Source organism: Alterluteimonas muca (genome assembly GCF_021191595.1).
Taxonomy (GTDB): Bacteria; Pseudomonadota; Gammaproteobacteria; order Xanthomonadales; family Xanthomonadaceae; genus Luteimonas; species Luteimonas muca.
Window position 1 is genome coordinate 286,237 of the sequence record NZ_JAIWPS010000002.1, and the last position, 24,078, is coordinate 310,314.

Annotated in this window: 24 protein-coding genes; 17 read left to right on the forward strand and 7 right to left on the reverse strand. The window is 69.7% G+C overall.

Annotation, left to right across the window (positions count from 1 at the left end):
- The first annotated feature begins 10 nt into the window (after positions 1 to 10).
- On the forward strand, positions 11 to 2,287 hold the full coding sequence (locus LDO11_RS04585; RefSeq protein ID WP_232140519.1) for a thiamine pyrophosphate-dependent enzyme: 2,277 nt from the start codon (positions 11 to 13) through the stop codon (positions 2,285 to 2,287).
- 70 nt (positions 2,288 to 2,357) lie between these two features.
- Here the strand turns inward: LDO11_RS04585 and LDO11_RS04590 are convergent, their stop codons facing one another.
- Positions 2,358 to 2,852 carry an OmpA family protein gene (locus LDO11_RS04590; protein ID WP_129136306.1) on the reverse strand — a complete coding sequence of 165 codons (495 nt, stop codon included), beginning with the start codon at positions 2,850 to 2,852 and terminating at the stop codon, positions 2,358 to 2,360.
- A gap of 148 nt (positions 2,853 to 3,000) precedes the next feature.
- Complete coding sequence (ygfZ, locus tag LDO11_RS04595; RefSeq protein ID WP_232140520.1) at positions 3,001 to 3,858, reverse strand: CAF17-like 4Fe-4S cluster assembly/insertion protein YgfZ; 858 nt, start codon at positions 3,856 to 3,858, stop codon at positions 3,001 to 3,003.
- Positions 3,859 to 3,883: 25 nt separating this feature from the next.
- Between ygfZ and LDO11_RS04600 the strand changes: the two genes are divergently transcribed.
- From LDO11_RS04600 to lolD, 11 genes are all read left to right on the forward strand, one after another.
- Complete coding sequence (locus LDO11_RS04600) at positions 3,884 to 4,054, forward strand: DUF1674 domain-containing protein (protein WP_232140521.1); 171 nt, start codon at positions 3,884 to 3,886, stop codon at positions 4,052 to 4,054.
- A 43-nt stretch (positions 4,055 to 4,097) separates the two neighbouring features.
- Complete coding sequence (sdhC, locus tag LDO11_RS04605) at positions 4,098 to 4,493, forward strand: succinate dehydrogenase, cytochrome b556 subunit (RefSeq protein ID WP_100322275.1); 396 nt, start codon at positions 4,098 to 4,100, stop codon at positions 4,491 to 4,493.
- A complete protein-coding gene (gene sdhD, locus LDO11_RS04610) occupies positions 4,490 to 4,909 on the forward strand; it encodes a succinate dehydrogenase, hydrophobic membrane anchor protein (RefSeq protein ID WP_232140523.1) in 420 nt (139 codons plus the stop codon). The genes sdhC and sdhD overlap by 4 nt, the downstream gene beginning before the upstream one ends.
- A 152-nt stretch (positions 4,910 to 5,061) precedes the next feature.
- Positions 5,062 to 6,852: a succinate dehydrogenase flavoprotein subunit gene (gene sdhA / locus LDO11_RS04615; RefSeq protein ID WP_232140524.1), complete on the forward strand. Its 1,791-nt coding sequence runs from the start codon at positions 5,062 to 5,064 to the stop codon at positions 6,850 to 6,852.
- Positions 6,853 to 6,882: 30 nt separating this feature from the next.
- Entirely contained in the window at positions 6,883 to 7,110 is a 228-nt protein-coding gene (locus tag LDO11_RS04620) for a hypothetical protein (protein ID WP_232140525.1), read from the forward strand.
- Positions 7,111 to 7,112: 2 nt separating this feature from the next.
- On the forward strand, positions 7,113 to 7,901 hold the full coding sequence (locus tag LDO11_RS04625; RefSeq protein ID WP_232140526.1) for a succinate dehydrogenase iron-sulfur subunit: 789 nt from the start codon (positions 7,113 to 7,115) through the stop codon (positions 7,899 to 7,901).
- A gap of 46 nt (positions 7,902 to 7,947) precedes the next feature.
- Positions 7,948 to 8,373: an MAPEG family protein gene (locus LDO11_RS04630; RefSeq protein WP_129136299.1), complete on the forward strand. Its 426-nt coding sequence runs from the start codon at positions 7,948 to 7,950 to the stop codon at positions 8,371 to 8,373.
- Positions 8,370 to 8,630, forward strand: a complete 261-nt coding sequence (locus tag LDO11_RS04635) for an FAD assembly factor SdhE (protein ID WP_129136298.1) — start codon at positions 8,370 to 8,372, stop codon at positions 8,628 to 8,630. The genes LDO11_RS04630 and LDO11_RS04635 overlap by 4 nt, the downstream gene beginning before the upstream one ends.
- A 19-nt stretch (positions 8,631 to 8,649) precedes the next feature.
- Entirely contained in the window at positions 8,650 to 9,045 is a 396-nt protein-coding gene (locus tag LDO11_RS04640; protein ID WP_232140527.1) for a hypothetical protein, read from the forward strand.
- 45 nt (positions 9,046 to 9,090) lie between these two features.
- Positions 9,091 to 10,332, forward strand: a complete 1,242-nt coding sequence (locus LDO11_RS04645) for a lipoprotein-releasing ABC transporter permease subunit (protein ID WP_232140528.1) — start codon at positions 9,091 to 9,093, stop codon at positions 10,330 to 10,332.
- Positions 10,333 to 10,396: 64 nt separating this feature from the next.
- Entirely contained in the window at positions 10,397 to 11,119 is a 723-nt protein-coding gene (gene lolD / locus LDO11_RS04650; protein ID WP_129137306.1) for a lipoprotein-releasing ABC transporter ATP-binding protein LolD, read from the forward strand.
- 287 nt (positions 11,120 to 11,406) lie between these two features.
- Here the strand turns inward: lolD and LDO11_RS04655 are convergent, their stop codons facing one another.
- From LDO11_RS04655 to LDO11_RS04675, 5 genes are all read right to left on the reverse strand, one after another.
- A complete protein-coding gene (locus LDO11_RS04655) occupies positions 11,407 to 13,122 on the reverse strand; it encodes a catalase (RefSeq protein ID WP_255683254.1) in 1,716 nt (571 codons plus the stop codon).
- A 40-nt stretch (positions 13,123 to 13,162) separates the two neighbouring features.
- Positions 13,163 to 13,717 (reverse strand): ankyrin repeat domain-containing protein, encoded by a 555-nt coding sequence (locus LDO11_RS04660; RefSeq protein WP_232140529.1) that lies wholly within the window; start codon positions 13,715 to 13,717, stop codon positions 13,163 to 13,165.
- Between the two features lie 131 nt (positions 13,718 to 13,848).
- A complete protein-coding gene (gene mfd / locus LDO11_RS04665) occupies positions 13,849 to 17,355 on the reverse strand; it encodes a transcription-repair coupling factor (RefSeq protein WP_232140530.1) in 3,507 nt (1,168 codons plus the stop codon).
- Between the two features lie 49 nt (positions 17,356 to 17,404).
- Complete coding sequence (locus LDO11_RS04670; protein ID WP_232140531.1) at positions 17,405 to 17,938, reverse strand: GNAT family N-acetyltransferase; 534 nt, start codon at positions 17,936 to 17,938, stop codon at positions 17,405 to 17,407.
- Positions 17,939 to 18,037: 99 nt separating this feature from the next.
- Positions 18,038 to 18,904: a 23S rRNA (adenine(2030)-N(6))-methyltransferase RlmJ gene (locus LDO11_RS04675; protein WP_232140532.1), complete on the reverse strand. Its 867-nt coding sequence runs from the start codon at positions 18,902 to 18,904 to the stop codon at positions 18,038 to 18,040.
- A 31-nt stretch (positions 18,905 to 18,935) separates the two neighbouring features.
- Here LDO11_RS04675 and creB point away from each other — a divergent pair, with 31 nt between their 5' ends.
- The 5 genes from creB (at position 18,936) to LDO11_RS04700 (ending at position 24,047) form a co-directional block, all read left to right on the forward strand.
- Positions 18,936 to 19,640, forward strand: coding sequence for a two-component system response regulator CreB (gene creB / locus LDO11_RS04680; RefSeq protein WP_232140533.1), 705 nt, complete (start codon positions 18,936 to 18,938; stop codon positions 19,638 to 19,640).
- A gap of 2 nt (positions 19,641 to 19,642) precedes the next feature.
- Complete coding sequence (gene creC, locus LDO11_RS04685; RefSeq protein WP_232140534.1) at positions 19,643 to 21,073, forward strand: two-component system sensor histidine kinase CreC; 1,431 nt, start codon at positions 19,643 to 19,645, stop codon at positions 21,071 to 21,073.
- 86 nt (positions 21,074 to 21,159) lie between these two features.
- A complete protein-coding gene (creD, locus tag LDO11_RS04690) occupies positions 21,160 to 22,482 on the forward strand; it encodes a cell envelope integrity protein CreD (RefSeq protein ID WP_232140535.1) in 1,323 nt (440 codons plus the stop codon).
- A 75-nt stretch (positions 22,483 to 22,557) separates the two neighbouring features.
- Positions 22,558 to 23,166: a GNAT family N-acetyltransferase gene (locus tag LDO11_RS04695; protein ID WP_232140536.1), complete on the forward strand. Its 609-nt coding sequence runs from the start codon at positions 22,558 to 22,560 to the stop codon at positions 23,164 to 23,166.
- Positions 23,163 to 24,047: a carbon-nitrogen hydrolase family protein gene (locus tag LDO11_RS04700; protein WP_232140537.1), complete on the forward strand. Its 885-nt coding sequence runs from the start codon at positions 23,163 to 23,165 to the stop codon at positions 24,045 to 24,047. The genes LDO11_RS04695 and LDO11_RS04700 overlap by 4 nt, the downstream gene beginning before the upstream one ends.
- Positions 24,048 to 24,078 lie beyond the last annotated feature (31 nt).

Below are 24,078 nucleotides of genomic sequence, written 5' to 3' on the forward strand. Positions count from 1 at the left end.
TTCCATCGACATGTTCGCAGCCGTACCCAGTCCGATCCCCGCCCGCATGAAGGGGCTCAACCGCGCGGAAATCTGCGACGTCAACTTCCAGGAGTCCGTGCGTGGCTGGGACGGCCGTGCCGACGCCCGCCCGGCCGCTGACGACGCCATCCTCGACGGCAGCGCGCTGGACGCACGCGGTTTTCGCGAACTGTTCGAGTCCCAGCTGATCAGCCGCCATCTCGACCTGATGGCGCGCGTGCTGCGCGTGCAGAACAAGGTCTTCTACACCATCGGCAGCTCGGGCCACGAAGGCAACGCGATGGTCGCCCGGCTCACCCGGCATACCGATCCCGCGTTCCTGCATTACCGCTCGGGCGGCTTCATGGCCGAGCGCTTCCGCAAGCTGCCGGGGATGGATCCGGTGATGGATTCGGCGCTGTCGTTCGCCGCTTCCAAGGACGACCCGGCATCGGGCGGCCGCCACAAGGTGTGGGGCAGCAAGCCGTTGTGGGTGCTGCCGCAGACCTCCACGATCGCCTCGCACCTGCCCAAGGCGCTGGGCACCGCGATCGCGATCGAGCACGGCCGCCGCATCGGCCACGCGCTGCCGGTGCCCGACGACAGCATCGTGGTGTGCTCGTTCGGCGATGCGTCGAGCAACCACGCCACCGCGCAGACCGCGTTCAACGCCGCGGCCTGGACGGCCTACCAGAAGCTGCCGGCGCCGGTGCTGTTCGTCTGCGAGGACAACGGCATCGGCATCTCGGTCAAGACCCCGGACGGCTGGATCGCACGCAATTTCGCCAACCGCACCGACCTGGATTATTTCGCCGCCGATGGCCTCGACCTCGCCGCCGGCTACGGTGAGGTGCAGCGTGCGGTCGAGCATTGCCGCCGCACCCGCCGGCCGACCTTCCTGCACCTGCGCACCACCCGCATCATGGGCCACGCCGGCACCGACTTCGAGATCGAATGGCGCTCGATCGAGGAGCTGTGCGCGGTGGAGGCGACCGACCCGCTGCTGCGCTCGGCATCAATCGCGCTCGAGTCCGGGTTGATGTCGAAGGACGAGGTGCTTGCGCTGTACGAGGCCACGCGCGAGCGCTGCTTCGCCGCCGCCGAAGACGCCGACAGCCGCCCGCGCCTGTCGACGCTGGACGACGTGGTCGCGCCGCTGGCGCCGTACACGCCCGACGCGGTGGCCGCCGAAGCCGCCCGCGCGGACTATGACGAGCGCCGCCTGCAGGCGTTCGGTGGCGAGGCGAAGTTGCCGGAGAACGCCGGGCCGAAGCATCTCGCCATCCAGATCAACGCCGCGCTGCACGACCTGTTCGCCAAGTACCCGGAAGTCCTGCTGTTCGGCGAGGACGTGGCGCAGAAGGGCGGTGTCTACACCGTCACCAAGGGGCTGCAGAAGGCGTTCGGCGCGCGCCGCGTGTTCAACACGCTGCTCGACGAAACCACGATCCTCGGCATGGCGCAGGGTTACGCCAACATGGGCCTGCTGCCGCTGCCGGAGATCCAGTACCTGGCGTATTTCCACAATGCCTGCGACCAGATCCGCGGCGAGGCGGCGAGCCTGCAGTTCTTCTCCAACAACCAGTACCGCAATCCGATGGTCATGCGCATCGCCTCGCTGGGTTACCAGCGCGGCTTCGGTGGGCATTTCCACAACGACAACTCGATCACCGCACTGCGCGACATCCCCGGGCTGGTCATTGGTTGCCCGAGCCGCGGCGACGATGCCGCCACCATGCTGCGCACGCTGGTGGCACTGGCGAAGGTGGATGGGCGCGTCTGCGCGCTGCTGGAGCCGATCGCGCTGTACATGGCCAAGGACCTGCACGAGCCGGGCGACGGCGGCTGGCTGACGACGTACCCGTCACCGGACGAGGCGATGCCGCTCGGCGAGGAGCGCGTGTATGACGCCGATGCCCGTGACCTGGTGATCTTCACCTTCGGCAACGGCGTGCCGATGAGCCTGCGCGCCGCGCGTGCGATCGAGGCCGCGCACGGCTGGAAGGTGCGCGTGGTGGACCTGCGCTGGCTGCTGCCCTTGAACGAGGCCGCGATCGCCCGTCATGCCGGCGAGTGCGCGCGTATCCTGGTGGTCGACGAGGGCCGCCGAAGCGCCGGCGTGGGCGAGGGCATCATCACCGCGATCAGCGAAGCTGGCCTGGGGCACAAGCCGCTGCGGCGCGTGGTCGGCGCGGATACCTTCACTCCGCTTGCGGGCGCCGCGTTCCTCGTGATTCCGTCGGACGAGGACATCGTCGCGGCGGCGGCGGAACTGGCGCAGGGCTGAGCCGTTCGAGGCGGCCCGCGCCTGCGTGGTGCTGACCCTCTCCCCGCGCGGGGAGAGGGCCCGGTCCAACTCAATCCGCGAACTGCACCCGCACTTCCACGCGGCGGTTGGGCGCCAGGCAGTCGCGCAGCGCGTCGCCGCGCATGCCTTCGCAGTCCTCCACCGGCTCCACGCTGCCGCGGCCCACGGCGGTGATGCGCTCGGCGGGTACGCCGCGGTCGATCAGGTAGTCGCGTACCGCATTGGCACGCTGCTCGGACAGGCGCAGGTTGGCGCGGTCATTGCCGATGCGGTCGCTGTGGCCGATCACGTGCACGATCTCGAGCGGGCGCGACGACAGGCGCGTTGCCAGGTCGTCGAGCGCGGTGCGGCCCTCGACGCTGAAGTCCTCGATGCTGGCACTGCCGAACGCGAACAGACCGTCCGCGGACAGCCGCTCGAGGAACGTCGAGGGCAGCTGCGGAACGGGTTCCGGCGCCGGTTCGGGCGCGGGTGCCTGGCTGGCGCAGGCGGCAAGCAACAGCGTGGAAAGCGCCGCGGCGGCGGCGGTCGGTGCAAAGCGCATGGTGGTTCCCCTTCCTCTGGAGGCGGTATCAATACATCGACTGCGTGAAAGCGGTATGGCGTCCTGCCCGATGCGTCCGCGGTCCGGGCGCCACAACGATGACCGTGCGCGAATATGGGCCGCGCGCCGCCCCGGATCAAGCGCGCAATCAGCGCGCCAGGCCGTCCAGCAACGGCAGGGCTCGGGCGGCGGTGCCACCCACCTGCAGGTCGACCGGCGCGGGATCCAGAGGCAGTACCGCAAGCGCCTCCGCACCCTGGCTGCAGACGATGCGTCCGCCACCGGTTGCGGCGGCCACCTCGTCGCCAGCGGAGACCGTCGCCGCATCGATGTGCAGCCTGGCCAGGCCACGCTTCACCTGGCCGAGGAAATGTGTGCGCGCGACGATTTCCTGCCCCGGGTAGCAACCCTTCTTCACGCTGAAGGCGCGCAGGCGATCGAGCGACAGCTGCTGCGGCGTCCATTGCTCCAGCTGCGACGGCTCCAGCCGCGGCAGGCCATGCGCGAGATCCAGTGCACGCCAGCGGCCGTGGGCGACCGGGTCGATGGTCGCCGGGCCGGCGCCGATGCGCAGGGTGCGGGGCTCGTCCACGCCGCCGAGATCGAGCTCGGTCGCGCCATCATCGTTGACCGAAGCCTGCGCGCCACGGGCGCTGCCCGGCGCGGCGAATGCCCCCGCAACCGCCACGTCGGCCTCGGACGCCAGCGTGACCTTGCTGCGGAACACGAAGCGCTGCAGGCGTTCCACGAACCCCGCCGGGTCGGCGTCGAGCAGCAGCAGGCGCAGGGTCTCGCCATCCACGCGCAGCACCGCGAACAGCGCCACCACGCGGCCCTTCGGCGTCAGCCAGCCGTTCCACTGCCACTGGCCGTCGGCCAGGGCGGCGACATCGTTCATGAATTGCGCCTGCGCGAACACGATCGCGTCGCGCCCGTGCATGCGGATCACGTGGATGTCGGGGATGGCGAAGAAATCACCAGAGAGGGCGTCCGACTTGTCGAGCATGGGCGTGGGAACTAGAATCCGTGCGGTGAAGAACCCGGCCATGATAGGCGAAAGCGTCCCGACTCCGGATCCGGATCAGGCGGCCACGCCCGCCACGGAACCGACGCCCAGGCCGGTGGAAATCGGCGGACGCGACGGCCCCGAACCCACCCGATACGGCGACTGGGAAAAGAACGGCCGCTGTATCGACTTCTGATTCCAGCCACGCGGCACCGCCGCCAGCGAGGAGATTGCCAGCGATGGCGAATCGCGAACGCCCTTTGTCACCCTTCATGCTCGGACAGACGTACAGGTTCCAGCTGACGTCGCTGTTGTCCATCCTGTTCCGCATCGCCGGCATCGGCATCACCGTGGGCGCCTTCGTGTTCGCGTGGTGGCTGCTGGCCGTGGCGCAGGGCGGTGACGCCTACGAGCGCGCCGCCGCGTGCCTGGCCTCGCCGGTCGGCATGGTCGCGCTGTTCCTGTTCTCGCTGGGCATGGTCTACCACCTGCTCGCCGGCATCCGCCACCTGCTGTGGGATGCGGGCTGGGGCTTCGAGCTGCCCGAGGTGTACCGGTCCGGCTATGCCGTGGTCGGCCTGACGCTGGTGTTGACGGCGGCGATCTGGTTCGTCGCGCTGCGGGGTGGGGCATGAGCGACGTCAAGGCGAACACGAACGGCGCACCGGTGCGCCGCGACCTGCGCACGCCGCTGGCGCGCGCCCGCGGCCTCGGTTCCGGCAAGTCGGGCACCTCGCACTTCTGGTGGATCCGGGTGACCGCGGTGGTGCTGGCGCTGCTGGTGCCGTGGCTGGTGGGCCTGCTGGTGTCGATGATCGGCGCCGACCTCGACAGCGTTCGCGAGACCATCGCGCGGCCGTGGAACGCGATCCTGCTGACCCTGTTCGCGGTGTCGATGTTCTGGCACACGCGGATGGGCCTGCAGACCATCATCGAGGACTACATCCACGCCCGTTCGCTCGAGATCGCCCTGCAGTTCCTGGCGATCGTCGCCTGCACGCTCGGCGCGCTGGCCTCGCTGTACGCGATCGCCCGCATCGCGCTCCTGTAATTCCGCAGTGTCCGAAGCCCCGAGCCATCGGGGCGAGGGTGCCGTCGAAGCGGCTCCCGTCGACACATTCGCCCCTCGCCCGCAAGCGGGAGAGGGGATGGGGTGAGGGCCCAGGCCGTCCGCCGCCTCCCCCGCGCAACCAGAGACCCACGATGACCTCGACCTACAAGATCACCGAACACAAGTACGACATGGTCGTCGTCGGCGCCGGCGGCGCCGGCCTGCGTGCCACCTTCGGCCTTGCCGCCAAGGGCCTGCAGACCGCCTGTCTGACCAAGGTGTTCCCCACGCGTTCGCACACGGTCGCGGCGCAGGGCGGTATCTCCGCCGCGCTCGGCAACATGGGCGAGGACGACTGGCGCTTCCACTTCTACGACACCATCAAGGGCTCGGACTGGCTGGGCGACCAGGACGCCATCCAGTACATGTGCCGCGAGGCGATCCCCGCGATCATCGAGCTCGAGCACCAGGGCGTGCCGTTCTCGCGCACCGAGGAAGGCAAGATCTACCAGCGCCCGTTCGGCGGCATGACCACGCATTACGGCAAGGGCACCGCGCAGCGCACCTGCGCCGCGGCCGACCGTACCGGCCACGCGATGCTGCACACGCTCTACCAGCAGTCGCTCAAGCATGACGCGCGCTTCTTCATCGAATACTTCGCGCTCGACCTGATCATGGACGAGGACGGCGCCTGTCGCGGCGTGCTCGCACTCGACATGGCCGAGGGCACGCTGCACCTGTTCCGGGCCCATGGCGTGGTGCTGGCCACCGGCGGCTATGGCCGCGCGTACTTCTCCGCGACCTCCGCCCACACCTGCACCGGCGACGGCGGCGGCATGGCGCTGCGCGCCGGCCTGGGCCTGCAGGACATGGAGTTCGTGCAGTTCCACCCCACCGGCATCTACGGCGCCGGCTGCCTGATCACCGAGGGCGTGCGCGGCGAGGGCGGCATCCTGCGCAACGCCCAGGGCGAGCGCTTCATGGAGCGCTACGCGCCCAACGCCAAGGACCTCGCCTCGCGCGACGTGGTGAGCCGCTCGATGACCATCGAGATCCGCGAAGGTCGCGGCGTGGGCACCGACAAGGACCACATCCACCTCGACCTCACCCACCTCGATCCCAACGACATCCACGAGAAGCTGCCCGGCATCGCCGAGAGCGCGCGGATCTTCGCCGGCGTCGACGTGACCAAGCAGCCGATCCCGGTCATCCCCACCGTCCACTACAACATGGGCGGCATCCCCACGAACTATCGCGGCGAAGTGGTCCAGCTCAGGGACGGCAACCCGGATGCGGTGGTGCCGGGCCTGTACGCGATCGGCGAGGCCGCCTGCGTGTCCGTGCACGGTGCCAACCGTCTGGGCTCGAACTCGCTGCTCGACCTGGTGGTGTTCGGCCGCGCGGTGGCCAACCGCTGCGCCGAGACCATCAGGAGCGGCGCCCCGCACAAGCGCCTTGCCGACGATGCCTGCGACCGTTCGCTGGCCAATCTCGACGCGCTGCGCCACGCCACCGGCAGCACCTCGACCGCCGAGATCCGCGACCGCATGCAGCGCACGATGCAGATCGACGCCGCGGTGTTCCGCACCGGCGAGACGCTGGCCGACGGCGTGCAGAAGATCCGCGAGATCCACGCGTCGTTCGCCGACGTCAAGGTCAGCGACCGTTCGCTGGCGTGGAACTCCGACCTGATCGAGACCTTCGAGCTGCAGAACCTGCTCGGCCAGGCGCTGGCGACGATCGTGTCGGCGGAGAACCGCAAGGAATCGCGCGGCGCCCATGCCCGCGAGGACTTCCCCGACCGCAACGACACCGAGTGGCAGAAGCACACCCTGTGCTGGGTGGACGAGGCCGGCAACACCCGCATCGACTACCGCCCGGTGCACATGTACACGCTCGACGACGAGGTCCAGGTCGTCCCCCCCGTCGCCCGCGTCTACTGACCGGGTGACCGAACGAGGAGCGAGTCCGGTATGGTCTTCAGCCATCAGTTCATGATGTTCTGGGCGCTCGGCGTCATCGCCGCGGCGCTGGTCCTGCGCATGCTCTACGTGCGCAATGCGCATCTCGCGCAGGTCATGTTCTGGGTGCTGCTGACGATCTTCGCGACCCCGCTGGGCGCGCTGGTCGTCTATCTGCTGCTCCGTACCGTCCGTGTCCCACAGCTGGCGCCGAAATCGCCTGCCAATACCGAGATTTGACCGTGGCCGCATTCTCCCTTCCGCAGAACTCGAAGATCCAGGCAGGTCGCCACTTCCCGGCGGCCGGCGCCACGCGCGTGCGGACCTTCAAGGTCTATCGCTGGAACCCGGACGACGGGCGCAACCCGAGCGTCGACACCTACGAGGTCGATCTCGACAGGTGCGGGCCGATGGTTCTCGACGCGCTGATCAAGATCAAGAACGAGATCGACCCGACGCTCACCTTCCGCCGTTCGTGCCGCGAGGGCATCTGCGGTTCGTGCGCGATGAACATCGACGGCACCAACACGCTGGCCTGCACCAAGGCCATCGAGGACTGCGGCAAGGGCAACGGCGACGTGCCGATCTACCCGCTGCCGCACATGCCGGTGGTCAAGGACCTGGTGCCCGACCTCACGCACTTCTACGCCCAGTACGCCTCGATCAAGCCGTGGCTGCGCACGCAGAGCGCGCCGCCGCCGGACCGCGAGCGCCTGCAGTCGAAGGAGGACCGCGCCAAGCTCGACGGCCTCTACGAGTGCATCCTGTGCGCCTGCTGCAGCACCGCGTGCCCCAGCTACTGGTGGAACGGCGACCGCTACCTCGGCCCGGCGATCCTGCTGCAGGCCTACCGCTGGATCATCGACAGCCGCGACGAGGACACCGGCGCGCGCCTGGACGACCTGGAAGATCCGTTCAAGCTCTACCGCTGCCACACCATCATGAACTGCACGCGGACCTGCCCGAAGGGCCTGAACCCCGCCAAGGCCATCGGCCAGATCAAGCAGATGATGCTGGCGCGCCACGGTTGATCATCCCGCGCCGGCAGCCGCCGGCGCGATTCGTTCGGGGGCAGTGATGGTGACCAGCAATCCGATCCTGTGGCCCGGCCTGGCGCTGGTTGCGCTGACCTTCGTGGTGGCCGGGGTGATGTACCGCCGGCGCATCGGCGAGATGGTGCGCGAGCGCATCCATCCGCAGTCGGTCGCGTTGTCGGGGCAGCTGGCGCAGCGGCTCAGCGACAGCCGCGCGTCGGACAACTACCGCAACCTGTTCGAACTGCCGGTGCTGTTCTACTTCGGCGTTGCGGTGGCGCTGGCGGTCGGCGTGCGCGACCCGTGGGTGGTCGCCCTTGCATGGGGTTTCGTGGCCCTGCGCATCGCCCACAGCGCCATCCAGTGCGGCTACAACAAGGTGATGCACCGCTTCCGCGTGTTCCTGCTCGGGGTTGCGGTGCTGCTGCTGTTCTGGATCCGTCTCGGCTGGCTGCTGGCGCAGGCATGAGCACGCACGACGACGCCGAACTCAAGCGCCTGCGCTGGCGCTGCCGCCGCGGCATGCGCGAACTCGACGTGCTGTTCAACGCGTATCTCGACCGTGCATGGCCAACCGCGTCCGACGCGGAACGCGGGGTATTCCTACAGCTGATGGACTGCGAGGACGATAGGCTCTGGCGCTGGTTCATGGGCTACGAGGACGTCCCCGATGCCAGCCTCAGAGGTCTTGTCGAACGCATGCGTTCGCTCCAGGAACAGCGCTGACGGCAGCACCGTCGCCTGGGTGCCTTCGCGCTGGCTGCTGGCCGCGCTGCTGTTGATGACCGCGTTGGCGCCGGTGGCGATCCTCGCCTCCGAGATGCCGCGCATTGCCGCATGGCCGCTCACGCTGCTGGCCTGCGCCTACGGCATTTCCGTCGTACGCCGCGAGGCACGCCGGCCGCCACGCACGCTGCATTTCCCCGGCAATGGCCGCGTCGAGGTGGACGGGCAGGGCGTGGACGGCTTCGAACTCGCGTGGCGCGGGCCACTGGCGTTCGCGCGCTGGCGCGATGCGCACGGGCGCGCGCAGCGCATCGCCTGGTGGCCCGATACCCTGCCGCCGGCCGCACGCCGTGAACTCCGACTGGCCGCGCCCACCACGCACACTGCGCGCAGGGCACCGTCGATGGCACCATAAGGCTCTTGTGCCGGTGCAGACCGCCGGCGTCCCTCGCGAGCCCCGATGTTCAGACCCCTGTCCGCCTCCATTGGCCTGCGCTACCTGCGCGCCAAGCGACGCAACGGCTTCATCTCCTTTATCTCGCTCGCCTCCATCCTCGGCATCGCGATCGGCGTCGCCGCGCTGATCACCACGCTGGCGGTGATGACCGGCTTCCAGCGCGAGATCCGCGACCGCCTATTGCAGATGTCCGCGCATGCCACGGTGAGTGCCGACAGCGGCGCGATGGAGAACTGGCGCTACGCGGTCGACATCGCCGGGCGCGATGCACGCGTGGCCGGCGCCGCGCCGTATGTGCAGAGCGAGGCGCTGATCGCCGGCCCCAACCGCCAGCCCGCACTGTTGCAGGGCGTGCTGCCGGAACAGGAGAAGAACGTCTCGGTGATCGCCGAGCGGATGGTGGAAGGCGCGTTCGACTCGCTGGAAGCCGGCAGCTTCAACATCATCCTCGGCCGCGAGCTCGCGCTGTGGCTGGGCGTGCGCGTCGGCGACCGCGTGGTGGTCACCACCGACTTCCAAACCACGCCGATGGGCGCGGTGCCGCAGCTCAAGCGCTACACCGTGAGCGGCCTGTTCGAGGCCGGCCACCAGCAGTTCGACCGCAACCTCGCGCTGGTCAACATGGCCGACCTGCAGCGCGTGCAGCGGCTGGGCGAGGGCGTGACCGGCGTGCGCCTGCGCCTGCACGACATGAACCAGGCCTGGAATGTCGCCCGCGACCTCGCCATCGCGCTGCAGGGCCCGTACCGGGTGAGCGACTGGAGCCGCGAGAACGCCAACATGTTCCGCGCGCTCCGGCTGGAAAAAACCATGATCGCGATCCTGCTGTCCTTGATCATCGCGATGGGCGCGTTCAACCTGGTGTCGTCGCAGGTGATGCTGGTCACCGACAAGCAGGCCGACATCGCCATCATGCGCACGCTGGGCATGCCGCCCGGCGGCATCCTGCGGGTGTTCATCGTGCAGGGCACGCTGATCGGCGTCATCGGCACCGTGCTCGGCGTGGTCGGCGGCGTGCTGCTCACGCTCAACCTCGAACACATCCTGCGTGCGATCGAAGCCGCGTTCGACGTGGTGCTGATCCCGCCCGACGTCTACTACATCACCGGCCTGCCCACCGAGCTGCGCGCCGACGACGTCACCATCATCGCGCTGGTGGCGCTGGCGATGGCCTTCCTTGCCACGATCTACCCGGCATGGCGTGCATCGCGCACCGCCCCGGCGGAGGCGCTGCGTTATGAGTGAGCATCACGACCCCGTGCCGACCACGCTGCTGCCGCGCGAAGGCGAGCCGACCGCCACGCCGGGCATGCCGGTCATCCGCGCCGAAGCGCTCGGCAAGACCTACCGCGAAGGCAAGCTCAACACCCCGGTGTTCGACGGCCTCGACCTCGACGTGTACCCCGGCGAGACGGTGGCGATCATCGGTGCCTCCGGTGCCGGCAAGAGCACGCTGCTGCACCTGCTGGGCGGGCTGGACGTGCCCACCGCCGGCGAGGTGTATGTCGACGGCCACCGCATGAGCAGGCTGTCCGATCGCGCGCGCGGCGCGCTGCGCAACCGCGCGCTCGGCTTCGTCTACCAGTTCCATCACCTCTTGCCCGAGTTCACCGCGCTGGAGAACGTGATGCTGCCGGCGCTGCTCACCGGGCAGGCAGTGGATGGCGAGAAGCGCGGCAAGCCGCCCGCCATCGCCGAGGTGGAGCCCAAGGCACGCGAACTGCTGGAGTCGGTCGGCCTCGGCCATCGCCTGCAGCACAAGCCCGGCGAACTCTCCGGCGGCGAACGCCAGCGTGCCGCCGTGGCGCGCGCACTGGTCAACCGCCCCGCCTGCGTGCTCGGCGACGAGCCCACCGGCAACCTCGACGACCGCACCGCGGCCACCGTGTTCGACCTGATGCTCGACCTCAACCGCGCCCAGCGCACCAGCCTGGTACTGGTCACCCACGACCGCAGCCTCGCCCGCCGCCTGGACCGCGTGCTGGAACTGCACGAAGGCAAGCTGCGCGAAGTGGCGCCGTCGACGGTGTAACAAGGCTCGCCGCGCTTGATGTTGACTTCCCTCTCCCGTCTGCGCGAGGGGCTGGGGTGAACCAGGAGCGGCGGTTCGCCGCCTCCACTCATGAACGTCACCGGCAGCAGGACTGCCTGCTGGCTCGAGTCACACATCGACGGCCTCGGCACCGCGTCCGCGGAGCCTGCAGGTCATGCCGATCGAACCCGGCGAAGGATGGCTGCCGCCCGGGCGTCGGCCACAAAGAAGCGGCGCCGTTGCCGGCGCCGCCTGTTCAACTCACCCGGTAGCGGGCGTCGGCTACATCACGCTTCCGCCGTCGCTTCCAGCTCCGCCTTCGGGCCGGGGAGGCGGCCTTCCAGCACTTCCTCGGCGGTGGCGGGGTGGTTGGTGACCGAGCTGGTCCACTGGCCCCAGACCTCGGGGTCGATGGGGTCGTTGTTGTTGCCGAGGTTCTTCAGGCGCTGCTGGTCCTCGTCGGTCAGCACCTGGCCCTGCAGCGGTTCGAGGTGGCGCACGTCGTCCACGCGCATGCCGAGCTTCTCGGCCACGCCCTGGCCGTACTGGTCGTGCACCAGGAAGAAGTGCCACAGCATGCGTTCCTGCACGTCGCGCTCGCAGGCCGAGAGCAGGGTGCCCATGTTGTCGATCAGGTCCTGGCGCTCCCAGTCCTGCATGGTGTTGAAGCGGCCGCGCGCCTGCACGTAGTCGTTGCGGCGCTCGATCACGCTGCGGGTGAGCGCACCGCGGATCTCCGGCGCGTTGTTCGGGCCCATGTCCGGCGCTTCCTGCAGGCCGTTGTGGATGGAGGGCTCGAAGTTGATGTGCGGGTTCTGCCCCGGGGCAAGGTCCACGCCGTAGGACATCTGGCCGCCCCTGAGGTTGGTCTGCACCCGCTGCACGCCCTTGGGCTGGTTCACCGGCAGCTGCAGGTAGTTGGAGCCGACGCGGTAGCGCTGGGTATCGGAGTACGAGAACGTGCGGCCGACGAGCATCTTGTCGTCGGAGAAGTCCAGGCCGTCGACCAGCACGCCGGTGCCCATCGCGATCTGCTCGTTCTCGTTGTGGTGGTCCTCGACGTTGCGGTTGAGCGTCATCACGCCCACGTGCAGCAGCGGGAAGTCCTTCTCCGGCCAGATCTTGGTGTCGTCCAGCGGATCCCAGTCGAGCTCGGGATGGTCGTGGTCCTCCATGATCTGCACGTACATGTCCCACTGCGGGAATTCGCCGCGCTCGATGGATTCGAACAGGTCCTTCGAGGCCGAGCCCAGGTCCTGGCCCTGCACCTTCGCGGCTTCCGCCGCGGTCAGGCTGGCCACGCCGCAGCGCGGGTGGAAGTGGTACTTCACCAGCACCGTCCGCCCTTCGGCGTTGACCATCTTGTAGGTGTTCACGCCGAAGCCTTCCATGTGCCGGTAGCTGGCCGGAATGCCGCGTGGGCTGAAGAGATGCGTGAGCATGTGCATCGACTCCGGCGTCTGGCTCATGAAGTCGAAGATGCGGTTGGGCTCCTGGCGGAAGGTGACCGGGTCGGGCTTGAGCGAATGGATCACGTCGGGGAACTTGATCGCGTCGCGGATGAAGAAGATCGCCAGGTTGTTGCCGACGAGGTCCCAGTTGCCGTCCTCGGTATAGAACTTCACCGCGAAGCCGCGCGGGTCGCGCGCGGTTTCCGAGGAATCACGGCCGCCGATCACGGTGGAGAAGCGGATCGCCAGCGGGGTCTTCTTGCCGGCCTGGGAGAAGATCTTCGCGCGGGTGTACTTCGATGCGGGCTCGTCGCCGATGTTGCCGGTGGCCTCGAACTGGCCATAGCAGACGAAGCCGCGCGCATGCACCACGCGCTCGGGGATGCGTTCGCGGTCGAAGTGGCTGATCTTCTCGAGGAACTGGTAGTTCTCGAGCGTCGCCGGGCCGCGGCTGCCCACGGTGCGCTGCGACTGGTTGTTGCAGATGGGATGGCCCTGGCGGTTGGTCAGGCTGCGGTCGCCGGAATTACCCTGGTTGTTGTCGTCTTTCATAGATGCATCCTCGCTGGATGGCTGGGATCGATAGGATCGGTCATTCGACGCCGGGTTTGGGCGTTCGGGGGATTGAACTTTCCGATGGATGTGATAGGCGCTGTACCGCACGTTCCGCGCCCATGCCGCGGGCGAGATCAAGCGCGGTGGCGCCATCGGCACCGGCGTGCTCCGGGTTCGCGCCATGCGCAAGCAGCAGTTCGATGATTTCCACGCGGTCGAACATCGCTGCAAGCATCAGCGCGGTGCGGCCGCCGTCAGGTTGGTCGTCGACCGGCGCGCCGCCTTCGATCAGTACGCGCACCACGTCGATGTCGCCCTTGAACGCGGCAGCGCCGAGCGGGGTCTGGGCGCGGTCGTTGGCAAGGGACGCATCGGCGCCGTGCTGCAGCAGCACGCGCACCGCATCGGCATGGCCGTGGTAGGCGGCCAGCATCAGCAGGCTGTCGCCCTTGCCGTCGCGCAGGTTGGGCACCAGGCCCATGCCGAGCAGGCGGGCGAGGGTGGCGGCATCGCCGGCGCGCACCAGCGCGAACAGCTCCTGCACGCGGGCGTGGGTCTCGGCGTCGAGTTCGGGGCGGTCGGGTGCGTTCATCGCCTGGTCCCTGTGGCAGAAGGCGATGGTGGCCCGACCGGGGTATGGGGGCGTGACGCGGGAGTGAAGCGCGCGGAACCCTTCTCCCGCGTGCGGGAGAAGGTGCCCGCCGCCTGCGCGCACCCGTGGCCCTAGCCCTGCGTCAGCTGCGCCATCAGGCCGCGCGCGGCGTTGAGGCGGTCGGCGGCCTCGGGCAGCGGCAGCTTGATGCGCAGCTTGTCGGGGCCGTCCATCGCGTAGAGCTTGGGCTGCTTCTGGATCAGCTGGATCAGCGCCATCGGGTCGATGCGCGGGGTGGCCTCGAACACGATGCGGCCGCCGTTCTCGCCGAGGTCGATCTTGCGGATGCCCATGGCGGTGGCCTGCAGCTTCATCTCCGCCACCGCGAACAGCTGCTTGGCGGCATCGGGCAGCAGCCCGAAGCGGTCGATCATCTCCACCTGCAGCTCGCGCAGGGCGGCCGCGTCGGTGGCGGCGCTGATGCGCTTGTACAGCGTCAGGCGGGTGTGCACGTCGGGCAGGTAGTCGTCCGGGATCAGTGCGGGGGCATGCAGTTCCACCTCGGCACCGCGCGATTCCGGTTCGTCGGCATCGGGCAGCTTGCCCTGGCGGATCGAGCGCACCGCGCGTTCCAGCAGCTCGGTGTACAGGCTGAAGCCGACCTCGGCCATCTGCCCGCTCTGCTCCTCGCCCAGGAGTTCGCCGGCGCCGCGGATCTCGAGGTCGTGGGTGGCCAGGGTGAAGCCGGCACCGAGCTCGTCCATCGAGGCGATGGCGTCAAGGCGCTTCTGCGCATCGGCGGTGATCGAGCGTTTGTCGGGCACCACGAGGTAGGCGTAGGCGCGATGGTGCGAACGGCCGACGCGCCCACGCAGCTGGTGCAGCTGGGCGAGGCCGAAGCGGTCGGCGCGGTTGATGACGATGGTGTTGGCGTTGGGGATGTCGATGCCGGATTCGATGATGGTCGTCGACAGCAGCACGTTGAAGCGCTGCTTCTGGAAATCGACCATCACCTTTTCCAGCTCCCGCTCGGGCATCTGCCCGTGGGCGATGCCGATGCGCGCTTCCGGCACCAGCTCCTGCAGCTCGCGCTGCATGCGGCCAATCGACTCGACGTCGTTGTGCAGGAAGTACAGCTGGCCGCCGCGCGCGAGTTCGCGCTGGAAGGCTTCGCGCAGCAGCGAATCGTCCCATTCGCTGACAAAGGTCTGCACGGCGAGGCGGTGTGCCGGCGGGGTGGCGATGATCGAGAGATCGCGGATGCCGGCCATCGCCATGTTGAGCGTGCGCGGGATCGGCGTGGCGGTGAGCGTCAACAGGTGCACGTTGGCGCGCAGCGCCTTCAGCGCTTCCTTCTGGCGCACGCCGAAGCGCTGTTCCTCGTCGACGATGACCAGGCCCAGGTCCTTGAACTTCACGTCGGGCTGCAGCAGGCGGTGGGTACCGACGATCACGTCGATCTCGCCACGGGCGACCTTCTCCAGCTCGGCCTTGATCTCCTTCGTCGACTTGAAGCGCGACAGCACCTCGACGCGGATCGGCCAGTCGGCAAAGCGGTCACTGAAATTACGGAAATGCTGTTCGGCCAGCAGCGTGGTCGGCACCAGCAGCGCGACCTGCTTGCCGGCCGCGGCGGCCACGAACGCCGCACGTACCGCGACCTCGGTCTTGCCGAAGCCCACATCGCCGCAGACCACCCGGTCCATCGGCTGGCTGGAAGAGAGATCGCGGATGACCGCCTCGATCGCCGAATGCTGGTCCGGGGTTTCCTCGAACGGGAACGCCGCGGCGAACGGCTCGTACATCGCGCGGTCGATGTCGATCGCAAGGCCGGCGCGTGCGGCGCGCTTGGCCTGGATCTCCAGCAGCTCGGCGGCGACGTCGCGCACCTTCTCGGCGGCGCGCTTCTTGGCCCTGGTCCACGCCTCGCCACCCAGCGAATGCAGTGGCGCGGTTTCCGGCGAGGCGCCGGAATAGCGGTTGATCAGGTGCAGCTGCGCGACCGGCACGTACAGGCGGTCGCCCTTGGCGTATTCGATCTCGAGGTATTCGGCCGGCTGGCCGCCGGCTTCGAGCACCACCAGCCCGCGGTAGCGGCCGACGCCGTGGTCCTCGTGGACGATCGGCGCGCCTTCGGTGAGCTCGCCGAGGTCGCGGATGATCGCTTCCGGCTCGCGACCGGCACGGCGCGCGCGGCGCGGCTGGGTGGCGCGCTCGGGAAACAGCTGGCGCTCGGTGAGGATGGTGACCTGCGGTGCGTCCAGCGCGAAGCCGTTGTCGAGCGGGGCGACGGCCACGGCGAAGCGGGCATCGTTTTCCGCGGCGATGAAGCCGGCGAAATCCGCCACCACCTGCGGCTTGAGGCCGGTGGGGGCGAGCAGGTCGATCAGCGCCTCGCGACGGCCGGCGCTGTCGGCGGCCAGCAGCACGCGGCCCGGGTAGCTGCCGAGGAAGGACTTCAGCGCCGCGGCGGAATCGACCTCGCGCGTGGACACCGGCAGGTCCGGCGCCGGCTGGTCGCCCAGCGCGACGGCCTGGGTGACCTGGGCGTGGCTGTCGTCGGCGACGTCCACGCGCTCGCCGCGGTTGAGGCATTCGCGCAGGGTGTCGGGCGGCAGCCACAGTTCGGCTGGCGGCAGCAGCGGGCGCTCGATGTCGTGGCGGCGCTGCTCGTAGCGGTCGCCGATCTGTGCCCAGGCATGGTCGGCCGCGGCCAGCGCGCCCGGCGCGAGCACCGGCAGCGCCCCTTCGGGCAGGTAGTCGAACAGCGTGGCGGTGGCGTCGCCGGCATCGCGCTCGCCGAAGCGCCCGCGCGGGGGTTCGAAGAACAGCGGCAGGTAGTACTCGACGCCCGACGGCGACAGCCCGGACTTCAGGTCCTGGTAGAGCGAGCTGCGGCGCTGGTCGATGTCGAAGCGCTCGCCGAGCGCCTCCATCGCGCGTTCGCGCGCGGCCTCGTCCAGCGGCACCTCGCGGCCGGGCAGCATGCGGATCGCCTCGACCTTGTCGAGCGAGCGCTGCGATTCCGGGTCGAAGCTGCGGATCGACTCGATGTCCTGGTCGAACAGCTCGACCCGGAACGGCGCATCGGCGCCCATCGGGTAGACGTCGAGCAGGCCGCCGCGGACGGCGAAATCACCGGGGTCGAGCACCTGCGGCACGTTGCGGTAGCCGGCGGCTTCCAGGCGGCGCTTCTCGGCGTCGAGGTCGAAGCGCTGGCCGACCTGCAGGTCGAAGGTCTGGCCGGCGATCCACGCCAGCGGCGGCAGCCGCTGCATCAGCGTCTGCACCGGCACCACCACCAGCCCGCGGGTGAGTTGCGGCAACCGGTTCAGCGTGGACAGGCGCTGCGAGACGATGTCCGGGTGCGGGCTGAAGTGGTCGTAGGGCAGGGTTTCCCAGTCGGGGAACACCAGCATCGCCACGTCGCCGTGGCCGCCCGACAGCGTCTGCAGGTCGGACTCCAGCTGCTGCGCATGGTGGTTGTCGCGGGCGACGACCAGCAGCAGGCGGCCATGCACGGAGGCTGCGCGCAGCAGCGACCAGGCCAGTGCCGAGGTGGAGGCGGGCGCACGCCAGAACGCGCGCTGCTGGCCGCGGCGGGGCAGCGGCGGAACGGAAGAGTCGGGTGTTTTCATCGAACCGCGCATTGTACGGGCCGCGGTTGCAGGCGATGAGAACGCGGCCTCAGAGCTCGAGGATGACCCGGATCGTGCCGGGGTTGTCCGACGGTTCCTGGCGGAAGCCCAGCGACTGGGCAAGTGCCAGCATCGGCTGGTTGTCTTCCTGCACCTCGCCGATCAGGCGCTGCAGCTTCTTGCCCTTGGCCCAGCGCACCAGCCGGCGCATCAGCTGGCGGCCCGCACCCAGGCCCGCGATGTAGCTGCTGATCAGGATCATGAACTGGCCGTCGCGGGTGCCGGGCACCATCGCCACCCGCGCCACGCCACCGACCACGGCATCGCCGGGCGGCAGCGGCTCGGCGGCGACCAGGGCGAATTCGGTCCTCGGGTCCGGCCGGGTCAGGCGGTCGGCCATCTCGGCGCTGAGTTCGGGGAGCGGCGCAACCAGGCGCTGGCGGATTTCCTCCGGGCCCAGCAACGCAAAGCCCGCACGCAGCGGTTCGGCATCGTCGGGGCGTACCGGACGGATGAGGATTTCGCGGCCATTGGCCAGACGGATCTGGTCATGCCACGGCGGGAGTCGGTTGCGGGCGGCCATGACGGCGGATGCTGCCACGCGGCGGGTGAAGTTCCTTTGCAGAAGCTGAATGGGCGAACGGGCGTGAACGTGACGCGAACTCGCCGTGACGGGCCCGATTCAGTCTGCAGTGCGCAGCCATTCCAGCCGGGTGGGGTCCGCCATCGGCACTTCGGGCAGCAACCCGCCCAGCGCCTTCAGGACGGCGCCGAGCCTGCGGTCGAGCCCCCATGGCGGATTGACCAGCAGCATGCCGCTGCCATTCATGCGCAAGGGCGAGTCGTCCGGGCGCACCAGCAGTTCGCAGGCCAGCACGCCGCCCGTGGCTTCCAGCGCTGCCGCGCTGCGGAAGGTGCGCTGCAGCACACGGCGCTGCTTGATCGGATACCACAGCGCATAGCTCGCCTGCGGCCAGCGCTGCAGGCCTTCGCGAATGGCGCCGAGCGCCGGTGCGAATTCCTCCAGCTGCAGCTCGTAGGGCGGATCGACCAGCACGAGGCCGCGGGCGATGCGGGTGGCGCCGTCGCGCGGCGGCAGCAGGGCGCGCACCGCGCCATAGCCGTCGCGCGCGTGCACGGCCACCCGCGCGTCGCCGGCGAAGTTCGCCTTGAGTGCGGCGGCCTCCTCCGGCTGCAGTTCGCAGCAGGCGATGCGGTCCTGTTCGCGCAGTGCATGGGCGAGCAGCCACGGCGAGCCGGGGTAGGCGTCGGCACCGGCCTGCGCGCGGCAGGCATCGACCGCATCGAGATAGCGGCGCAGCAGCGGTTCGTCGACGGCCGCCGCGCGCAACCGGCCGATGCCGCTGTCGGCCTCGCCGGTCTGCCGCGCGGCGTAGTCGCCGAGCCCGTACAGGCCGCGGCCGGCGTGGGTATCGAGGGCGAAGCAGGCGGCGGGCTTGGCGGTGAGTGCATCGCACAGGGCCAGCAGCACGACGTGTTTGAGCACGTCGGCATGGTTGCCGGCGTGGAAGGCATGGCGGTAATTCATCCGCGCAGTGTATGCCGCGCCGCCACGCTCTATGCTGCGCGGCATGCCGGAACCCGCGCGCATCCTCGTCGTCGAGGACGAACAGGCCATCGCCGATACCCTGCTGTACGCGCTCGGCAGCGAGGGCTACGCGGTGCGCCACTGCCTGCTCGGCCGCGATGCGCTCGCGGCCCTGCGCGACCCCGGCGCGGAGCTGGTGGTGCTGGATATCGGGCTGCCGGATCTCAACGGCTTCGAGGTGTGCCGGCAGCTGCGCGGCTTCAGCCAGGTGCCGGTGATCTTCCTCACCGCGCGCAATGACGAGGTCGACCGCGTGCTGGGCCTGGAACTGGGGGCCGACGACTACATGGCCAAGCCGTTCTCGCCGCGCGAACTGGTGGCACGCGTGCGTGCGCGGTTGCGCCGGAGTGTGCCGGCGGTTGCCGCGGGCGATGACGGCTGGCGCACGCACGGTGCGTTCGCCATCGACCACGACGGCCGCCGCATCCGCTATCGCGACGCGCTGCTGGACCTCACCCGCTACGAGTACGCGCTGCTGGCCGCACTGCTGCAGCGGCCGGGCGCCATCCTCAGCCGCGCGCAGCTGATGGACCGCGGCTGGGACGATGCGGCGGACAGTGGCGACCGCACCGTCGATACCCATGTCAAGACGCTGCGCGCCAAGCTGCGTGCGGCCGGTGCCACCCGCGATCCGATCCGCACCCATCGCGGCATCGGCTACGCGCTGGACGCCTGAGCATGCGCATCGGGTTGCGGCTGTTCCTGGCGTTCTTCCTGATCGTCGGGGTCGCGGCGTTCTTCGTGATGCGGGTGTTCGTCGACGAGGTGAAGCCCGGCGTGCGCCAGGCGCTGGAGGCCACGCTGGTCGACTCGGCCAACACGCTGGCCGAACTCGCCGCCGATGACCTCAAGGCCGGGCGCATCGCCGATGGCCGCTTCGCGCAGCGGGTGGCGCAGGCGCATGCGCGCGACCCCGGGGCACGGGTGTGGGAGTTCGCGAAGACCAGCGTCGACCAGGAGATCGTGATCACCGATGCGCAGGGGGTGGTGGTGTACGCCTCCACCGGGCGCGACATCGGCCGCGACAACTCGCGCTGGAACGACGTCTACCGCACCCTGCGCGGCGAATACGGCGCGCGCTCGACCCCGCGCGTGCCCGGCGCCGACGACGACAGCGTGATGCACGTGGCCGCACCGGTACGCGATCCCGACGATCCCTCGCGGCTGCTCGGCGTGCTGACGCTGTCGCAGCCCAACCGGAGCGTCGAGCCTTTCATCGTCGCCAGCCAGCGCAGCATCCTCGCGCGCGGCGCGTGGCTGATCGGCATCGCCGCCCTGATCGGCATCGCCATGACCTGGTGGCTGGTGCGTGGCATCGGCGGCCTCAACCGTTATGCGCAGGCCGTGGCGCGTGGCGAGCCGGTGCCGCCGCCGCGACCGCGCCGCGACGAGATCGGCGACCTCGGCCAGGCGCTGGAGGCGATGCGCCGCAGGCTCGAGGGCAAGGCCTATGTCGAGCAGTACGTGCAGTCGCTGACGCACGAGATGAAGAGCCCGCTGGCGGCCATCGGCGCGTCCGCGGAGCTGCTGCAGGAGCCGCTGCCCGACGCCGAGCGCGCACGCTTCGCCGCCAATATCCTCGCCCAGCAGCAACGCCTCACCGAGACCATCGACAAGCTGCTGGCGCTGGCCGAGGTCGAGCAGCACGGCTGGCTGCAGAAGCGCGAACCGATCGACGTTGCCGCACTGCTGCAGCAGGCGGCCGAGGCGGTGGTCGCGGATGGCCGCGACGTGCGCGTGCGCTGCGATGCTGCCGCCGGTGTGCAGGTCAGTGGCGATCCCTTCCTGCTGCGGCAGGCGCTGCGCAACCTGGTGGACAACGCGCTGGCGTTCTCCCCTGCCGGTGGCGAGGTGCGGGTGGACGCGGTGGTGGATGCCGGCCGTGTGCGCATCCGCGTCGCAGACCGCGGGCCCGGCGTGCCGGACTACGCACGCGAACGGGTGTTCGAGCGCTTCTATTCGCTGCCGCGCCCGGATGGCACGCCACGCAGTTCCGGCCTGGGCCTGCCGTTCGTGCGCGAGGTCGCGCGCCTGCATGGCGGCGACGTGCGTCTGGAGAATCGCGACGGCGGCGGCGCCATCGCCATGCTGTCGCTGCCGCTGGCCTGACCACTTCACATTCGCTTCAAACCCGCTTCGAACCCCGCCCATGCACGACGCGCACCCTGCGGGCCGGTTCCTGGTGAGAGTGCGAGATGAAATCGATGAAGCTGGTGCTGCGGTTCGCGGTGATCGGTGCGCTGGTGCTGGCACTACTGGTGCCGCTGGCGATGATCCGTGGCGTGGTGCATGAGCGGCAGCAGTACCGCGCGCAGGCGGTGGAACGGGTGGCGCAGGGCCGGGCGGGCGAGCAGCGCCTGGTCGGGCCCTTGCGGGTGCTGCCGTGGACGGAGGAACACGAGGTCGCCGAGCGCGCGGCCGACGGCAGCCAGCGCGTGGTGCTGCGCACCGTCACCGGGCATCTGCTGCAGGCGCCGACGCGGCTGGAGATCGAGGGCGGGCTGCAGCCCTCCGAACGGCGCGTGGGCCTGTTCCGCATCCCGGTCTACAGCTGGCAGGCAAGCGCGGCTGCGCAATTCGCGCCCATGGCCTACCCCGTCGCGCCCGGGCGTGTGTACGGGCGGCCGTATCTCGCGGTGGGCATTGCCGACGTGCGTGGACTGGTCGGCACGCCGCGGCTGCGCGTCGACGGGCAGGCGCTGGCGCTGGCGGCGGGCACGCGGGAGCTCGCGGCGCTCACCGGCGGCGTGCACGCGGAACTCGAGCCGCTCGCGAGCACCGGTGCCGGCACGCTGCCGGCACTGCGCGAGGTGCGGCTGGCGGCGACCATCGACGGCACCCGTTCGCTCGCCATCGTGCCGGTGGCCGACGACAACCGCATCGACATCGCATCGCCGTGGCCGCATCCATCGTTCGAAGGCCGCTTCCTGCCGACCCGTCGCGATATCGATGCCGATGGCTTCCGCGCGCACTGGGCGCTGTCGTCACTGGCCAGCGATGCGCAGGCGCAGCTGCACAAGGGCGAAGCGCATGCGCTGGACACCCTGCAGGTGAGCCTGGTGGATCCGGTGGACGTCTACACCCGGGTCGACCGCGCCACCAAGTACGGGCTGCTGTTCGTGCTGCTGACCTTCGTCGCGTTCGGCCTGTTCGAGCTGATCAGACGCCTGCAGATCCACCCGCTGCAGTACCTGCTGGTCGGCCTGGCGCTGGCGATCTTCTTCCTGCTGCTGCTGGGCCTGTCCGAGCACATCGCGTTCCACTGGGCGTACCTCGCATCGGCTGTGGCCTGCATCGGCGTGCAGGCGATGTACCTCTCCGGCGTGCTGCGCAGCTGGCCGCGGGCGCTGGGCTTCGCGGCGATGCTCACCGCGCTCTATGGCGCGCTGTACTGCCTGCTGGTGTCGGAGGACAACGCGTTGCTGATGGGCTCGCTGCTGCTGTTCGCCATCCTCGCCACGATCATGTGGATCACCCGCAAGGTGGACTGGTACGCGCTGGGCAACGACCTGCGCTAGCCACCGGCGAGGGGGCAACGCTGCGTCCCGCTGCCGGCCGGCGGCGGGGCGCAACGGGCCGATAGAATCCGCGCCATGACCGCATCCTCCCTCGACGTGCGCCGCGTGTCCGGCGCGGACCTGCAGGCGCGCCTCGACGACGTGGCCCGCCTGCGCGTCGCGGTGTTCCGCGACTGGCCCTATCTCTACGCCGGCGACATGGACTACGAACGCGGCTATCTCGCGGCTTACGCCGCATCCGACGACAGCGTGTTCGTGCTGGCGTTCGATGGCGACAGCGTGGTCGGCGCCTCCACCGGCATTCCGCTGGCCGACGACGACAATGCCTTCCAGGCACCGTTCCGCGCGCGGGGGCACGGTGTCGACGACGTGTTCTATTTCGGCGAATCGGTGCTGCTGCCCGCCTACCGCGGCCGCGGGGTGGGGCATGCGTTCTTCGATGCGCGCGAGGCGCATGCACGCGCGCTGGGCCGCTTCCGCATGACGGCGTTCTGTGCGGTGGACCGGGAACAGGACGATCCGCGCCGGCCCGCCGGGCACCGCGACAACGACGCGTTCTGGAGCCGTCGCGGCTATGTGCGGCGGCCGGAGCTGCGCATGCAACTGGCGTGGGACGAACGCGGGCGCGGCGAATGCGAGCACACGCTGACGTTCTGGACGCGTGCGCTGGAGCATTCCGCATGAAGATCGCCGTTGCCCGCTACCCGGTCGGCCGGCCAGGCAGCTTCGCGGAATTCGCCGAAACCCAGCGCCAATGGATCGAAGAGGCGGCGCAGGCGGGTGCCGGCATCGCGCTGTTGCCGGAGTACCTGTCGCTGGAGCTCGCGGCGGTGTTCGACGATGCCGTGCGCGACGACCTGCATGCGTCACTCGCTTCACTGCAGGCGCTGCGGCAGGACTGGATCGATCTGTACCGCGGGCTCGCCGCGGACAGCGGCATGCTGCTGGTGCCGGGCAGCTTCCTGCTCGATGTCGGCAATGGGCGCTACCGCAACCGCGCCGACGTGTTCACGCCCGATGGCGGCCACGACTGGCAGGACAAGCTGCAGCTGACCGGCTTCGAGAAGGGCGCCGCGATCATCGACGGTGGCGATGCGCTGCGGGTGTTCGAGTACCGCGGCCTGCGCTTCGGCATCGCGGTCTGCTACGACATCGAGTTCCCGCTGCCGGTGCGTGCGCAGGTGGAGGCGGGCGCGCGGCTGATCCTTGCGCCAAGCTGCACCGACACCGCTGCCGGCGCCACCCGCGTGCGCGTGGGCTGCCTGGCACGCGCGCTGGAGAACCGCTGCTTCATCGCCCAGGCGGTGACCGCCGGCGACGCGCCATGGAGCCCGGCACTCGACGTCAACACCGGCGAGGCGGCGGTGTATGCGCCGATGGATGTCGGCTTCCCCGCCGATGGTGTGCTGGCTTCCAGCGATGGCCGCGACGGCTGGACGCTGGCGGACGTCGATTTCGACGCACTGCAGGCCAGCCGCGCGCATGCGCAGGTGGCCAACGACCGCGACTGGCCGCAGCAGTCGCTGCCGCCCCTGCGTGCGGCACGGGTGACCGCGCTGGGCTGAGTAGTCGGGCGGGCGTGCACTCGGCGTGTGG